The organism is Stutzerimonas stutzeri KOS6 (assembly GCF_000307775.2).
Lineage (GTDB): Bacteria > Pseudomonadota > Gammaproteobacteria > Pseudomonadales > Pseudomonadaceae > Stutzerimonas > Stutzerimonas stutzeri_B.
The window spans coordinates 2,597,976-2,613,468 of record NZ_KK020676.1 but is presented as its reverse complement, the minus strand read 5'-3'; the positions used below and the strand labels follow the sequence as shown (position 1 = coordinate 2,613,468).

The window sequence follows — 15,493 nt, the reverse complement described above, 5'->3', positions numbered from 1 at the left end:
TCCTTGCATGTGTGGCATTGTCGGCATCGTCGGTAAGTCGAACGTCAATCAGGCGCTGTATGACGCGCTTACCGTACTGCAGCACCGTGGCCAGGACGCAGCCGGTATCGTCACCAGCCACGACGGTCGGCTGTTTCTGCGCAAGGACAATGGGTTGGTGCGCGATGTCTTCCAGCAGCGCCACATGCAGCGGCTGGTCGGCAACATGGGCATCGGGCATATCCGTTATCCCACCGCCGGCAGCTCCAGCTCCGCCGAGGCCCAGCCGTTCTACGTCAACTCGCCGTACGGCATCACCCTGGCGCACAACGGCAACCTGACCAACGTCGATCAGCTGACCAAGGAAATCTACGAGTCGGACCTGCGTCACGTGAACACCAATTCCGATTCGGAAGTGCTGCTCAACGTGTTCGCCCATGAGCTTGCCGTGCGTGGCAAGTTGCAGCCGACCGAGGAGGACGTCTTCGCTGCTGTGAGCAAGGTCCACGAGCGTTGCCGTGGTGGTTATGCCGTGGTGGCAATGGTCACCGGCTATGGCATCGTCGGTTTCCGCGATCCCAATGCCATTCGCCCGATCGTTTTCGGCCAGCGTCACACCGACGAAGGCGTGGAATACATGATCGCCTCCGAGAGCGTATCGCTGGACGTGCTTGGCTTTACCCTGATCCGCGATCTTGCGCCGGGCGAAGCGGTATATATCACCACTGACGGCAAGTTGTTCACGCGTCAGTGTGCGGATGCGCCGAAACTCGCGCCTTGCATCTTCGAATACGTCTATCTGGCGCGTTCCGACTCCCTGATGGACGGCGTCTCGGTGTACAAGGCACGCCTGCGCATGGGCGAGAAGCTGGCTGACAAGATCCTGCGCGAGCGTCCCGAGCACGACATCGACGTGGTCATCCCCATTCCGGACACCAGCCGCACGGCGGCTCTGGAGCTGGCCAACCGCCTGGGGGTGAAGTTCCGCGAAGGCTTCGTCAAGAATCGCTACATCGGCCGGACCTTCATCATGCCGGGTCAGGCTGCGCGCAAGAAGTCTGTGCGGCAGAAGCTCAACGCCATCGATCTGGAGTTCCGCGGCAAGAACGTGATGCTGGTCGATGACTCCATCGTGCGTGGCACCACCTGCAAGCAGATCATCCAGATGGCCCGCGAGGCGGGTGCGAAGAACGTCTACTTCTGCTCGGCCGCGCCGGCGGTGCGGTATCCGAACGTATATGGCATCGACATGCCAAGCGCCCATGAACTGATCGCGCACAATCGCTCCACCGAAGAAGTCGCTGAGCTGATCGGTGCCGACTGGCTGGTCTACCAGGATCTGGAAGACCTCATCGACGCGGTGGGCGGCGGCAAGGTCAAGATCGACAATTTCGATTGCGCGGTATTCGACGGCAACTACGTCACCGGCGACATCGACGAAGCCTATCTGCACAAGATCGAACAGGCGCGCAATGACCTGAGCAAGGCCAAGACCAATGCGGTCAGCGCCATCATCGACCTTTACAACAACTGATTCGTGCCGACGCTGCGGCTTCGGCTGCAGCCGGTCGAGGTAAGAGTTATGACCACTGAATGGGAAGCCGGGCGGCTCGACAGCAATCTTGACGGCGCCGGGCTCGACACCCTTGCCGTGCGCGCCGGTCAACGCCGCACTCCGGAGGCCGAGCACGGCGAGCCGCTGTTCTTCACCTCCAGCTACGTATTTCGCAGCGCTGCCGATGCCGCCGCGCGTTTCGCCGGCGATGTGCCGGGCAATGTCTATTCACGCTATACCAACCCCACCGTACGTGCCTTCGAAGAACGCATCGCGGCGCTGGAAGGGGCAGAGCAGGCGGTGGCCACGGCATCCGGTATGGCGGCCATTCTCGCCACGGTGATGAGCCTGTGCTCGGCAGGCGATCACGTGCTGGTTTCGCGCAGTGTCTTCGGTGCCACCGTTTCGCTGTTCGAAAAGTACTTCAAACGCTTCGGTGTGCAGGTCGACTACGTCCCGCTCACCGATTTTTCGGCCTGGGAGGGGGCGTTCAAGGGCAACACCAAGCTGGTGTTCGTCGAGTCGCCGTCCAATCCGCTTGCCGAACTGGTGGACATCGCCGCGCTGGCGCAGCTATGCCACGCCAAGGGCGCGATGCTGGCCGTGGACAATTGTTTCTGCACGCCCGTGTTGCAGCAACCGCTGGCGCTTGGTGCCGATATCGTCATCCATTCCGCGACCAAGTACATCGATGGGCAGGGGCGTTGCCTCGGTGGCGTCGTTGCCGGGCGCAGTGAGCAGATGAAGGAAGTGGTCGGCTTCCTGCGCACTGCCGGCCCGACTCTCAGCCCGTTCAACGCCTGGGTCTTTCTCAAGGGGCTGGAAACCCTGCGGCTGCGCATGCAGGCCCACTGTGCCAGCGCACAGGCGCTTGCCGAGTGGCTGGAGCAGCAGCCGGGAATTGAGCGGGTGTTCTACGCCGGGTTGCCCAGCCATCCGCAGCACGCGCTGGCCAAGCGTCAGCAGAAGGGCTTCGGTGCGGTACTCAGCTTCGAGGTCGCGGGTGGCAAGGACGCGGCCTGGCGCTTCATCGATGCCACGCGACTGATTTCGATCACCGCCAATCTCGGCGATAGCAAGACCACCATCACCCATCCCGGTTCGACCACCCATGGCCGGCTTTCCGCGGAAGACCGGGCGACTGCCGGAATCAGCGATAGCCTGATTCGTGTTGCGGTCGGCCTCGAGGATCTCGCGGATCTCCAGGCCGACCTGGCTCGCGGGCTGGCCGCGCTCTGACTTCGCGGTCCGCCCGCTGCGTGATTCGAGCTCGTCCACCTCGAGCTGAGCACGCAGCGGGTGGGCGCTGCTTCACCGGCGCAGGTCGATCGCCGGTGCCGGTTCGCCCTGGCCATCGAACAGCTGGGCAGGATTGGCCGGCAGGATGGAGGGGCTTTGCGAGTCCGTCTCGATGACCCTGATGTCGCTGTATTTCTTGCCGGAAAGCGCGGCGAGGCCGGCACGGTCGCGGATTACCGTCGGCCGCAGGAAAACCATCAGGTTGCGTTTGATATGGGTTTCCTGTGTCGAGCGAAATAGAGCACCCAGCAGCGGAATGCTGCCCAGTAGCGGAACTCTGGAATTGGTGCGGGTCACATCGTCCTGAATCAGGCCGCCCAGCACGATGACCTGGCCATCCTCGGCGAGGATGGTGCTTTTGATCGCGCGTTTGTTGGTCACCAGATCCACTGCCTGAGCCGTCAGGCTGGCGCTTGGGGCGATCGAGGATATTTCCTGCTCGATCTGCAAGCGCAGGGTGGCGCCCTCGTTGATGTGTGGCGTGACCTTGAGCGTGACGCCGATGTCCTGACGCTCGATGGTAGTGAAGGGATTGTTCGCACCGGCCGAGTCGGTGGTGTAGGAGCCTGTCTGGAATGGCACGTTCTGGCCGACGAGGATTTCGGCCTCCTGGTTATCCAGCGTCAGCAGGCTGGGTGTCGAAAGCAGATTGCTCTTGCTGTTGGACGACAGCGCGGTGATCAGAGCACCAAAGCTGCGCGTGCCGATCCCGATGATAGCGCCATCCGGCAGATTGCTCGGTATCTCGTTTTCGCTGATCGCGTTGAGCACGCTGCCGACTGAGATGCCGGTGTTGCCGAAGCTGACGCCGCCCGCTCCGCCCGTGCCGCCGCGCGCATCGATTGCCCATTGCACGCCAAGCGCATCGGTGATGTCGCCGGAGACTTCGACGATGGCGGCTTCCACCATGACCTGCGCGCGCGGAACGTCCAGTTGCCTGACGATGCTCTCCAAGGTGCCGATCAGCTCGGGTTCGGCGAGCAGTACCAGGGCGTTCAGGCTTTCATCGGCACGAATCAGGATGTTCTGCGGCCGCCCGACGGCGGCCTCGCCGGTGTCCGGGGCCTGCAAGCCTTCGGAGATGTCACCCAGCGTCTCGGCCAGCGACTTGGCGTCGTTGTGGCGCAGACGAATGACCCGGGTATTGGCCGAGCGGGTGGCAGGTGTGTCGAGCGACTGCGCCAGCGCAGCAAGCTTGCTCCGCGCTTCGCCTGGGCCGATGAAGATCAGGCGGTTGGTGCGCGAATCGGCGATGATCTGTACGCCCGGAGTACTTTTCCCCTCGCCCCGTATCAGCGCGTTGCGCAACACCTCGGCAATATCGACGGCCCAGCCATGGCGCAGGTTGAGCACATCGTAGTCGTTGCTTTCGGCTCGATCGAGCTGGCGCACGAGGTCCTGTATGCGGGCAATGTTGGCGCTACGGTCACTGATGATCAGTGCGTTGGCAGACGAAACGGCTGCCAGGTGGCCGAACTGCGGAACGAGCGGTCGGATCAGCGGTATCAGTTCGGCGGCGGACGTATGTTGCACCTGGATCACGCGAGTTTCCAGCTGGTCGCCACCGGTCGGCCCGCCGCCGGCTTCGGCTTTCGCCTCGGCGTTCGGTACGACCCGCGCGACGTCGCCCTGGGTCAGTACGCTGAATCCATGGGTCGCCATTACCGAGAGGAATAGCTGGTACACCTCGCTCAGCGACAGAGTCGCATTGGAGACGACGCTGACCTGGCCCTTCACGCGCGGATCGACGATGAAAGTCTGTCCGCTGAGCTGACTGATCTGGTCTATGAACGCCCGAATATCGGCGTCCTTGAGATTGATGGTCCAACCGTCCTGCTGGCTCGTACTCGGTTCGATACCGGGTTCGGCCGCGATCAGGGGCAGGGGCGAGGCCAGCAGGCCGGCGGCAAGCAGGGCAAGCATTGAGCACGAGAAAGGCTTCGGCATCGGTCAATCGTCTTCCATGGGCTGGTCGTTGGAGGGCTCGGTTTCGGGCTGGTTCACGGCTTCTTCCAGCTGCTGGCGCAGGGCATCCATCTGTTGCTGCATCTGTTGCGTGTCGTCGGCCGCTGGCGTGGCGTAGGGCTGTTCATCCTGATAGGGCATGTCGGCGGGCTCATCCGGGACGTAGGTGGGCGAGCTCACCGTGGGAAAGCGCAGTACCTCGACGGTGCCGTTGCGCAGCAGTTCCACATGGTCGGGGTAGACACTGTGCAGGCTTACCCCTGACTGCAGCTCCTCACCGCGCCAGTAGAGCCTTGGCGGCTGACCTTCGACCTGAATGATGGCGCTCGATCGCTGCGGTTCCAGATGAACGAAGCTGCCGCGCAAGATGAGGTCGCTCGGAGCGGTAGCGGGTGCATAGGCACCCGCTGGTGCGGTCGAGCCAAAAAGAATCTCCAGGCGTTGCAGGTCGGGCCCGTCCATGCCGCCGAAGTCTCGTCCGGAGACATCAGTGGGGACCGGAGCTCGGGTGGTTTCCAGCCATTGCTCGACCTGCGCAGCCAGGTAGATGGCGAAGGCGCAGAGGAGCAGGATGCTGGCGAGCAACGGGGCATGTTGACGGTAATTGCGTAGTTTTCCCGGCAATGACAAGCGAAATACTCCGTGGCGCCTGTTGTTCGGTTCCCTGTGAGCGGGGCCTTTGTCAGACGTGGCATTGCTGGAACGCCTGGACGATGCCGCCGCGAAGTTTCCGACAACTCGGTGATCGGATCGTGCCCACGCAAGGCTACAAAGCGATGCGGCAGCACCAGTTGACCACGGTTCGGTTAAAAAAATTCAACGCTGGTGTTGACTTACCTGAGGGGGGTGAGTAAATTGCGCGCCTCGCAAGGCGATCGGCTGATTAGCTCAGCTGGGAGAGCACCTGCATCACACGCAGGGGGTCGGCGGTTCGATCCCGTCATCAGCCACCAACCTTTGTGAGATTACGGACGAAAGTCCGGCCGACGCGCAGCGGTAGTTCAGTCGGTTAGAATACCGGCCTGTCACGCCGGGGGTCGCGGGTTCGAGTCCCGTCCGCTGCGCCATACATAACCTCTCCTGAGATTAAGGGGAGGACAGAAAAAGCTGCCAAGGGCAGCTTTTTTTGTGCCTGTCGAAAGCCCCGCTCAAAGCGAGGGCGACGGTTCGATTGGAGAAACCTGCGATCCGCTTATGTTCTATCGGGCAAGCCCAAATGCCCAATGAACGGCTCGAGCTGTCTCCAGAAAGTCCGCCATTGGCTTACGAGCGTGCGGGTGTTCAGCACCCCGATTGCGACTCATTGTTGGCCGCCTCACGCCGATTTCTGTTTGATTTCACTACTTCCAGAAAGGCGGCCAGAATTGGAGATCGATCGTCCCGTCTATAAATACACGAAAGATCAATCTTGGTACTGCCGGGAACGTTTCTCAGGGGGCGGTAGGTCAGTCCTGGCAACGATAGCGCGACCGTGGATTTTGCTACGAAGCTTGCCCCGAACCCCTTCGATACCAGCGAGACGGCGGTTACCGCATCGCCAACCTCTTGGGCAATCTTCGGAACGAAACCTGCTTGCTGACACAGACCGAGTACTTTATCGATGAAGCTAGGACGGCCTCCGGTGGGGAAAAGGATTAATGCTTCATCGGCGAGCATGTTGAAATCGATGCTTGCCTGATCGGCTAGTGGGTTGTCTTCATGGATGGCTAGAAACAGAGGTTCCGTATCGACCAGTTCAGCGGCGATATCTGGAGAAAGCGTGAGAATTCTGTTGAATCCTACGTCGATACGACGTTGACGTAGCGCCTCCAGCTGTTCGTCTTTCTGCATGCTGTGCAACACGATCTTGACGTCCGGGTAGGCCTTTCTGAAGTCGACCAGCAGGCGCGGAATGGTGTCGAGGATCGCCGACCCGAAGATGGCCACATCCAATCGGCCGAACTTCCCCTGGCCCGCGCGCTGTGTGCGCTCGGTGGCCTGTTCGATCACTGCGTTGATATTTTTTGCTTCGTCGAGCAGCAGCTCGCCTGCGGGTGTCAACTCCATGCCACGTGGCGTGCGGTTGAAAAGCTGGACGCCCAGTTGATCTTCCAACTGCTGGATTTGCCGCGTCAGCGGCGGCTGCGAGATATGCAGACGCGCGGCGGCGCGGCCGATATTGCGCTCCTCGGCGACGGCGATGAAATAGCGCAGGTGGCGAAGTTCCATGTGTTTTTTCCGGGCTGTGGCTGAGCGGCTACGGCGCGATCGCCGTAACGGCAGTTCAGTGCAGCAGATTATCCTTCTCCATGCCTAAAAGGTATCGACGGCAGGTTTTTTTAGTATTGGACGGTAATCCTGGCGAGCCTTAGTTTTTGCCTCGCGAGCACCGCCATAAAGGGTGGGTTCAGCTACTTCTAACAATAACAATTCAGGAGTACGACATGGTGCCTAGTACCAGTTTACCCACGGTTCGTTTGAAGAAACTGTTTATCGCTGTGGCTGGCACTCTCGCCGGGGCCGCAGCAGCAGTGCCTGCCCATGCCCTACCGATTAACGTTGGTAACCCCGATCTGCGCATTTCCTGGGACAACACCATCAAGTACAGCGCCGCCTGGCGAGTGCGCGGCGCAGATTCCGAGGTGGCTGATAACTCCATTGGTGTGCAGGCCAACACCAACGATGGCGATCTCAACTTCGGCAAGGGCTTGATTTCCAATCGCCTCGACCTGCTCTCCGAGTTCGACCTTCGTTACAAACGCAACTATGGGTTGCGCCTGAGCGGCGCGGCCTGGTACGACGACGTCTACAACCAGTCAAACGACAACCCAGGAGCGCTGGGCGGCGCGCTGGTCAACTCGCGCAGCGCCGACTACGACGACTTCACCGCAGACACCGAGAAGCTCCACGGACGCAAGGCCGAGCTGCTCGATGCTTTCGTATACGGTAGCTTCGCCCCGGCCGGCATGAGTCTCAACGCCAAGGCCGGTCGCTTCACCCAGCTCTATGGCGAGAGCCTGTTCTTCGGCTCCAACGGCATTGCTGCCGCGCAGACCTCACTGGATCTGATCAAGGCGCTGTCGGTGCCCAACTCGCAGTTCAAGGAAATCCTGCGGCCTGTCGGTCAGGTCGCCGGCCAGCTGCAGATCAATTCCAATGTCTCTATCGGTGCCTACTACCAGTTGGAATGGCGCAAGAGCCGCCTGCCCGGCGCTGGCAGCTATTTCAGCTTCGCCGACTTCGTCGACGAGGGCGGCGAATCGCTGATTCTCGGCCCAGGTGTCGCGGCGCTGCGAGGCGACGATATTGAGGCGCGCGACTCGGGGCAGGGCGGCGTGCAGGTGAAGATCAGTTCGGGCGACTACGAATTCGGCATCTACGCCGCGCAGTTCCACGACAAGATGCCGCAGTTCTACCTGTATCCCGATTCGGGCGTCTACGAGCAGGTCTACGCCGAAGACATCCGCACCATCGGCTTCAGCGTCAGCACGCTGATTGGCGAAACCAACGTCGCCGCCGAACTGTCATTCCGCGACGACATGCCCCTGGTGGCCAGCGGCAATACCGTGATCGTGCCGGCCAGCGCCGGTGCCGATGGCAGCGATGATGCTGCGTTCCCCAAGGGGCGCACCATGCATCTGAACCTGTCGGCGATTACCGTGCTTTCGGAGTCTCCGATCTGGGACGGCGCCTCGTTCATCGGCGAGTTCGCCTTCAACCGCCGCCTGAGCATCACCGATAACCCGGATCAGCTTGATCCACTGGCGACCCGCGATGCCGGTGCGCTGCAATTCGTATTCACCCCCGAGTATTTCCAAGTGGCGCCCGGCCTAGATCTGCAGGTGCCGATCGGCGTGAGCTACGGCCTGTTCGGTCGCTCTTCGGTCAACGGCGCGCTGTTTCCGGCCAACAAGGGCGGCAACGTTAGCATCGGGCTGAAGGCCGAATACCAAAAGACCTGGCAGGCCAGCGTCGGATACACCCACTACTACGGCTCGGATGGCTCGATCATCCGCTACGACACTGCGGTGCCCGAACTTTCCTACAACAATTTCCACGGCGACCGCGACTTCGTGTCGTTCTCCGTGCAACGCACCTTCTGATGGCCGAGTCGAGGAGAACGACAATGTATAAGAAAACGGCTTTGTGGGCGGCACTGGCTGCCGTACTGATGGCTGCCAATTGTGCGCAAGCGGCAGTGAGCGGCACTGAAGCGGAGGCCCTGGGCAAGACGCTCAATCCGCTGGGTGGGGAAATGGCTGGCAACAGCGATGGCAGCATTCCGGCATGGACCGGCGTGCAGGGTGTGGATGCGGCCGGCGCCAAGGTCGGCGATATTCCGGTCAAGCCTTTTGCGAACGAGAAGCCGCTGGCGCAGATCACCGCGCAGAACATGGCGCAATACGCCGACAAGCTCTCCGAGGGCACTCAGGCGCTGTTGAAGAAGTATCCGGACAGCTTTCGCGTCGACGTCTATCCGACGCACCGCACCGCGGCGGCGCCGCAGTATGTGTATGACAACACCGCGAAGAACGCCACCCAGTGCCAGACCAAGGACGACGGCAAGTCGCTGCAGGGTTGCTACGGCGGCATTCCGTTCCCGATTCCCAAAGCTGGCGTTGAGGTGGCCTGGAACCATCTGCTGCGGGTTGAGAACGAGGCCACTGATGTTGCCAATTTCAAGAACATCGTGCTGACCGCCGATGGCTCGCGCACCCTGGCGACGATGAACGACCAGGCCAACCAGTATCCCTACTACTACAAGGACGGCTCGGCGGATAAGTGGAGCGGCGAGTACTTCCTGCAGCGCTTCTCCACCATCGCACCACCGTTCAAGGCCGGTGAGTCGCTGGTATTCCGCGACAGCATTGACGTCGACCAGTCGCGTCAGGCCTGGCAGTACCTGGTCGGTCAGCGCCGTGTGCGTCGTGCGCCGACCGTGGCGTATGACACGCCCGACTTCGTCGCCTCTGGCGCCAATTACTTCGATGAAGTGATGGGGCTGATGGGCCATATCGACCGCTTCGACTGGACGCTGGTCGGCAAGAAGGAGCTGTACGTGCCGTACAACGCCAATGAGGTGGTGACCGCCAAGCTGGAGGAGGCCTACGGCCAGCACCACCTCAATCCTGACAAGGTGCGTTGGGAGCTGCACCGCGTGTGGGAAGTGGAAGCGACCGTGGCTGGCGGCAAGCGCCATGCGGTGGCCAAGCGTAAGTACTATTTCGACGAGGACTCCTGGATGGTCCTGCTCATGGACGGCTACGACAGCGAGGGCAAGCTTTGGCGTACCACCCAGGTCACCCCGTTCGTGCTGCCGTCTACGCCGATGCTGGGCCTGAAACCGGCGCACATATTTAATCTGCAGGCCAACACCATGAGCACGACGCAGTCGCTCAACGAAGCCATGTTCCGGGTCGTCGAGCGCAAGCCGGAAATGCACTGGACGGGTGATGCGGTCGCTGCCGACGGCGTGCGTTGATCCGCGCAAACCCCAGGCTGTAGTCCCGGTCCCCCTGCCGCCGGCAGGGGCCGGAGTTCCCTCTCATGACTTTCCCACCCCGCGGGCGCCACGCTTGGCGGCGCAGTGGAGGCGGGAGTCGGATTCGAGTACTGCACCATGCACGCGTTGACTCCGCACCACCGGCGCACGGCCCTGGCCGCCGCCCTTTTCTCTCTGGTCTGCCTGGTAGGCCCCTCTCATGCAGCAACCGGCCAGACAGTGCCCGACCTGCTCGACCTTCCCGCGCGCCAGAGCGTGCGGGCTGAGCACAGCTTGCAATTGGCGGTGACTCGCGCCGGTGATCGCCTGGTGGCGGTTGGCGAGCGGGGCACCGTGCTGCTCTCCGACGATGCCGGGCGCAGCTGGCGCCAGGCGCGCAGCGTTCCGGTGAGCGTGGCGCTGACCGACGTGCACTTCGCTTCCACCAGCCAAGGCTGGGCGGTGGGGCACAGCGGTGTGGTGCTGCACAGCGCCGACGGCGGCGAGAGCTGGGTGCGCCAGCTCGACGGCGGGCAGGCGGCGGTGATCATTCGCGATGACGCCAAGCGTCGTGCCGATACGGGTGAGGAGGGTGCCGAGGCGGCGTTGCGCAGCGCGGAATTTCTTGTGAGCGACGGCCCGGACAAGCCATTTCTCGGCGTGCGTTTCGCCAATGCACAGCGTGGCTACGTGGTCGGCGCCTACGGCATCGCGCTGTATACCTTGGATGGTGGGCAGAGTTGGCATTCGCTGGTCGGGCAGATCGCCAATCCGCGCGGCAAACACCTGTATCAGGTACAGATCGACGGTGATGCGCTGCTGATCGCTGGCGAGCAGGGCGCGCTGTTCCGCTCGGTGGATGCCGGTGCGAGCTTTTCTGCGATACAGACGCCCTACACCGGCACCTTCTTCGGCGCGCTCGAACTGGGTGGCGATGCGCTGCTGGCCTACGGCCTGCGTGGCAACGCCTGGCGCAGCAGCGATGGAGGTGCCAGCTGGACGCGTGTCGAACTGGGCCAGCCGGCCACCGTAAATGCTGCGCTGAACCTTGGCGGCGGCGCCTTGCTGCTTGCCGACGAAGGCGGCCGCCTGCTGCACAGTGCCGATGGCGGCATAACCTTCAGCGCGTTGCCGAGCGCATCGGCCACCAGCATCAGCAGCCTGGCGCCAACCCATGATGGCGCGCTGGTGCTGGCCGGTGCGCGCGGGCTCGCCCGCGTCGAGGCGGCTGCACTAGGCGAGAGCGCTGCACTTGCAGGGAGAGTTCAATGATGAGCCACATGCCGTCCGTACCCACCGATATGATCATCGGTGACATCAGGAATTTCGACCGCAAGTCCGGGACCCTGGCCGAGCGCCTGCTGTTCAACAATCGCCTGATCATCGTCTGCCTGTGCCTGTTCACCACGCTGGTGCTGGGCTATCAGGCGCTCGGCCTGTCGCTCAACGCAGCGTTCGAGAAAATGATCCCCACCAGCCATCCCTACGTTGCCAACTTCCTGGAGAACCGCAAGCAGCTGGCCGGCATGGGCAATACGCTGCGCATTGCCGTTGAGGCGAAAGAGGGCAGCATTTTCGACAGCGACTACCTGGACACCGTGCGCAAACTCAGTGACGAGGTGTTCTTGCTACCCGGCGTCGACCGCCCGTACATGAAATCGCTGTGGGCGCCGGCGGTACGCTGGACTGGCGTCACCGAGGACGGTCTCGACGGCGGCCCGGTGATTCCCGACGATTACGACGGCTCGCCTGACAGTCTCAAGCGGGTGCGCATCAACGTCGAGCGTTCCGGCGAAATCGGTCAGCTGGTGGCCGAGAACTACCGTTCGAGCATCATCCTGGTGCCACTGCAGGAACGCATCGCCGAAACAGGCGAGCGCATCGATTACCACATGCTGTCGCAGCGTATCGAGGAGCTGCGCGGCAAGTATCAGTCAGACAAGGTTGCCATCCACGTAACCGGCTTCGCCAAGGTGGTTGGCGACCTGATCGACGGCCTGCACCAGGTACTGGTGTTCTTCGCCGCTGCCATCGTCATTTGCACTGCGGTGCTGTACTGGTACACCCGCTGCATGCGCAGCACGCTGCTGGTGGTGTTCTGCTCTCTGGTAGCGGTGGTCTGGCTGCTCGGTCTGCTGCCGACCCTCGGCTACGAGCTGGACCCATACTCGGTGCTGGTGCCGTTCCTGGTATTCGCCATTGGCATGAGTCATGGCGCGCAGAAGATGAACGGCATCATGCAGGATGTCGGCCGCGGCACCCACAAGTTGGTGGCGGCGCGCTACACCTTCCGCCGTCTGTTCCTCGCCGGCCTCACTGCGCTGCTGGCCGACGCCGTGGGCTTCGCCGTGCTGATGGTGATCGACATCCAGGTTATCCAGGACCTGGCAATCACCGCCAGCATCGGCGTCGCCGTGTTGATCTTTACCAATTTGGTGCTGCTGCCGATCCTGCTGTCCTACACCGGCGTCAGCCCGGTCGCCGCCCGGCGCAGCCTCAAGGCCGAGCGGATGGAGACCAACGATCCGCTACATCGCAAGCACCCGTTCTGGGCTTTCCTCGACCTGTTCACCCGCATGCCCTGGGCCGGTGCGGCGGTGGCGCTGGGCGCGGTGTTCGGCGCGGTCGGCCTGGCGTTCAGCTTCCAACTGAAGATTGGTGACACCGACCCCGGTGCGCCGGAGCTGCGGGCCGACTCGCGCTACAACCAGGACAACGCCTTCATGGTCGCCAACTACGCGGCGAGTAGCGACGTCTACATCGTCATGGTCAAGACTCCGCAGTACGCCTGCGCCCACTACAGGACCCTGAGCTCGGTAGATGCGCTGGAGCGCGAACTGCAGCAGCTACCGGGTGTGGAAACCACCAGTTCGCTGGCCGGGTTGGCCAAGGTGGCCAACGCCGGGATGAACGAGGGCAGCATGAAGTGGTATGAGATGCCGCGCTCGCAGGACATGCTCAACGCCATCATTACCCGTGCCCCGCGCGAGATGTTCAACCAGAACTGCGACCTGCTGACCGTCTACACCTACCTCAAGGACCACAAGGCCGACACGCTGACCAGCGTGGTCAACACAGTGGAAGACTTTGCTGCGCGCTACGGCAGCGATGAGATCCGCTTCCTCAACGCGGCAGGCAACGCCGGCATCGAAGCGGCCACCAACATCGTGGTGAGGAAGGCCAACGTGCAGATGCTATTGCTGGTCTACGCGGCCGTGATTGTGCTGGCCTTCATCACCTTCCGCTCGTGGCGCGCCGTGGTCTGCGCCGTGGTGCCGCTGATGATCACTTCGGTGCTCTGCGAGGCACTGATGGTCTGGCTGAACATCGGCGTCAAGGTCGCCACCCTGCCGGTGATCGCCCTCGGCGTGGGCATCGGCGTGGACTACGCGCTATACGTGATGACCGTGACCCTGGCGCAGCTGCGCGCCGGCCGCTCGTTGTCCGAGGCCTACTACAAGGCGCTGACCTTCACTGGCAAGGTAGTGGTGCTGACCGGCATCACGCTCGGTATCGCCGTCGCCACTTGGGTCTGGTCGCCGATCAAGTTCCAGGCCGACATGGGCATACTGCTCGCGTTCATGTTCGTCTGGAACATGCTCGGCGCGCTGATCCTGCTGCCGGCGTTGGCGCACTTCCTGTTTCGTCCCAAGGGTTGCGCGGTCGCGTTAGAGCATAGTCGGCGAGCCGCCGCGGCCGTATGACGGCGTAGACAAGGAGAATGGGCATGAACAGCTACTCTCGTGACTGGCTCGCCACTTCGCTGCTGGCCGCAATCGCCATTCTCTGCGGGCTGGACGCATACGGGGTGCGCGGACTGTGGGCTGCGCTGCTGCTGCCGGCGGCGCTGGTGCTGCTCGCCGGTAGCGTGTGCCGCGAACGGGCGATTGCTGCGCGTATCGACGGCATTCGCGCGCTGCTCGACGATGCGCAGGATGCCGGCGGCGACGCCCGGCGTTCGCTCGATCTGCTGCAGCAGGTGCTGCAGGGCAAGGTCGAGGCGGTCAAGCACATGAGCAAGCTGGCCTGCGATTTGACCGTGGCCACCGGCACGCTGGTGTCCGGTTTCACCGAGGCGGTGGCGACCGCCGATAAACAGTCGGCCATGGCGCGCGACTCCATGGGCCGGGTCGAGGATATGGCCGGGCAGGCGCGAGCCACGCTGCAGCAGGCGCAGGGACTCGCCAAGGCAAGCGCCAGCGCCCGCCAGCAGGTTACCGACGGCGGCGAGCAGGTCCGCCAGGTGGCTAGTGCGATGCTCGATCTGTCGGCCAATGTGACTGCGGTGGGCGAAGAGTTCGACGGTGTGCGCCAGCAGGTCGGGCGCATCGGCGAGATCGTCGCGATCATTCAGGGCATTGCCGGGCAGACGAACCTGCTGGCGCTCAATGCGGCCATCGAGGCGGCGCGTGCCGGCGAGCATGGCCGCGGATTCAGTGTGGTCGCCGATGAGGTGCGCAAGCTGGCCGAAAGTACCGGCAACGCGACGCTCAGCGTTGGCGAGATCATTTCGCTGATAGTCCGGGGCATCGATAGTCTCGAGCAACGCTTGGTGGGCGCCCGTCAGGGCACAGCCGACGGCGTAGCGCGCTCCACCGCGGCCGCCGAGGTGCTGCGCGGGATCGCCGCGACCGCTCAGGACACCGTCATCGCGGTGCAGGGCATCGCCGACAACGCCGGCAGCCAGGCGCGCAGCGCCAGCCAACTGCTCGATGATTCCAGCGTGGTTGCGCAGCTGGCCGGCACGCTGGACAGCAAGGTCAATGACTGCAACAAGGGCTTGCGCGAGCTGATGATGGGGCTGGTGGAGCTCAAGAGCCTGGCCACTCGCATCGATGTCAACCGCGACGTCTTCGGCGCGCTGCTTGAGGCCGTCGAGGAGACCCGTGCGCATATCATCATGGTGCTCAACGCGCGCAGCCGCGAGCAGATGCTGCCCCATGTGCAACGCATACAACGGCTCGATGCCGAGGTCGACGGGCTGCTGGAACGGATGCGCGGTGCCGAACACGGTAACGCCCTCGGTCAACTGCACAAGGCGCTGCTCGCCTACCGTGCGGTGCGCGATCCGCTGCTCGGGGCTGCCCAGGACGGCACGCTGGATCAGCAGCGCGAGCGTTGCGTGCCGCTGGTGCGTGCCGCCTATTCCACCGTCAAACAGGCGTGCGCTGCTCTGGCCGCCTAGACTAAAGCCCATGTGACAAGTTCCGGTGGCGCGCATACAAACGACAGAG

10 protein-coding genes and 2 tRNA genes are annotated in these 15,493 nt (G+C 62.8%); 9 read left to right on the top strand and 3 right to left on the bottom strand.

Annotation, left to right across the window (positions count from 1 at the left end):
* Positions 1–7 precede the first annotated feature (7 nt).
* Together purF and B597_RS39970 are read left to right on the top strand one after the other, a co-directional pair.
* Complete coding sequence (gene purF / locus B597_RS39975) at positions 8–1,513, top strand: amidophosphoribosyltransferase (protein ID WP_003296983.1); 1,506 nt, start codon at positions 8–10, stop codon at positions 1,511–1,513.
* Between the two features lie 48 nt (positions 1,514–1,561).
* The gene (locus B597_RS39970) at positions 1,562–2,773 is read left to right on the top strand and encodes an O-succinylhomoserine sulfhydrylase (RefSeq protein ID WP_003296981.1); all 1,212 of its coding nucleotides are present in this window, start codon (positions 1,562–1,564) and stop codon (positions 2,771–2,773) included.
* Between the two features lie 72 nt (positions 2,774–2,845).
* Here the strand turns inward: B597_RS39970 and gspD are convergent, their stop codons facing one another.
* Together gspD and B597_RS39960 are read right to left on the bottom strand one after the other, a co-directional pair.
* The gene (gene gspD / locus B597_RS39965; protein ID WP_024162357.1) at positions 2,846–4,780 is read right to left on the bottom strand and encodes a type II secretion system secretin GspD; all 1,935 of its coding nucleotides are present in this window, start codon (positions 4,778–4,780) and stop codon (positions 2,846–2,848) included.
* Positions 4,781–4,783: 3 nt separating this feature from the next.
* Complete coding sequence (locus tag B597_RS39960) at positions 4,784–5,428, bottom strand: type II secretion system protein N (protein WP_024162356.1); 645 nt, start codon at positions 5,426–5,428, stop codon at positions 4,784–4,786.
* Positions 5,429–5,675: 247 nt separating this feature from the next.
* On the opposite strand from B597_RS39960, the gene B597_RS39955 reads away from it, so the two are divergent.
* Positions 5,676–5,751, top strand: a tRNA-Val gene (locus tag B597_RS39955).
* Between the two features lie 37 nt (positions 5,752–5,788).
* A tRNA-Asp gene (locus tag B597_RS39950) sits at positions 5,789–5,865 on the top strand.
* Positions 5,866–6,079: 214 nt separating this feature from the next.
* On the opposite strand, the gene B597_RS39945 is transcribed toward B597_RS39950, so the two are convergent.
* A complete protein-coding gene (locus tag B597_RS39945; protein WP_024162355.1) occupies positions 6,080–7,006 on the bottom strand; it encodes a LysR family transcriptional regulator in 927 nt (308 codons plus the stop codon).
* A gap of 215 nt (positions 7,007–7,221) precedes the next feature.
* Here B597_RS39945 and B597_RS39940 point away from each other — a divergent pair, with 215 nt between their 5' ends.
* The 5 genes from B597_RS39940 (at position 7,222) to B597_RS39920 (ending at position 15,444) form a co-directional block, all read left to right on the top strand.
* Complete coding sequence (locus B597_RS39940; protein WP_024162354.1) at positions 7,222–8,880, top strand: DUF1302 domain-containing protein; 1,659 nt, start codon at positions 7,222–7,224, stop codon at positions 8,878–8,880.
* 23 nt (positions 8,881–8,903) lie between these two features.
* Positions 8,904–10,259, top strand: a complete 1,356-nt coding sequence (locus B597_RS39935) for a DUF1329 domain-containing protein (protein WP_003296975.1) — start codon at positions 8,904–8,906, stop codon at positions 10,257–10,259.
* 138 nt (positions 10,260–10,397) lie between these two features.
* Positions 10,398–11,531, top strand: a complete 1,134-nt coding sequence (locus B597_RS39930; protein WP_024162353.1) for a WD40/YVTN/BNR-like repeat-containing protein — start codon at positions 10,398–10,400, stop codon at positions 11,529–11,531.
* Positions 11,531–13,963, top strand: a complete 2,433-nt coding sequence (locus tag B597_RS39925; RefSeq protein ID WP_003296971.1) for an efflux RND transporter permease subunit — start codon at positions 11,531–11,533, stop codon at positions 13,961–13,963. Before B597_RS39930 ends, B597_RS39925 begins: the two co-directional genes overlap by 1 nt.
* Positions 13,964–13,986: 23 nt before the next feature.
* On the top strand, positions 13,987–15,444 hold the full coding sequence (locus B597_RS39920) for a methyl-accepting chemotaxis protein (RefSeq protein ID WP_003296970.1): 1,458 nt from the start codon (positions 13,987–13,989) through the stop codon (positions 15,442–15,444).
* Positions 15,445–15,493 lie beyond the last annotated feature (49 nt).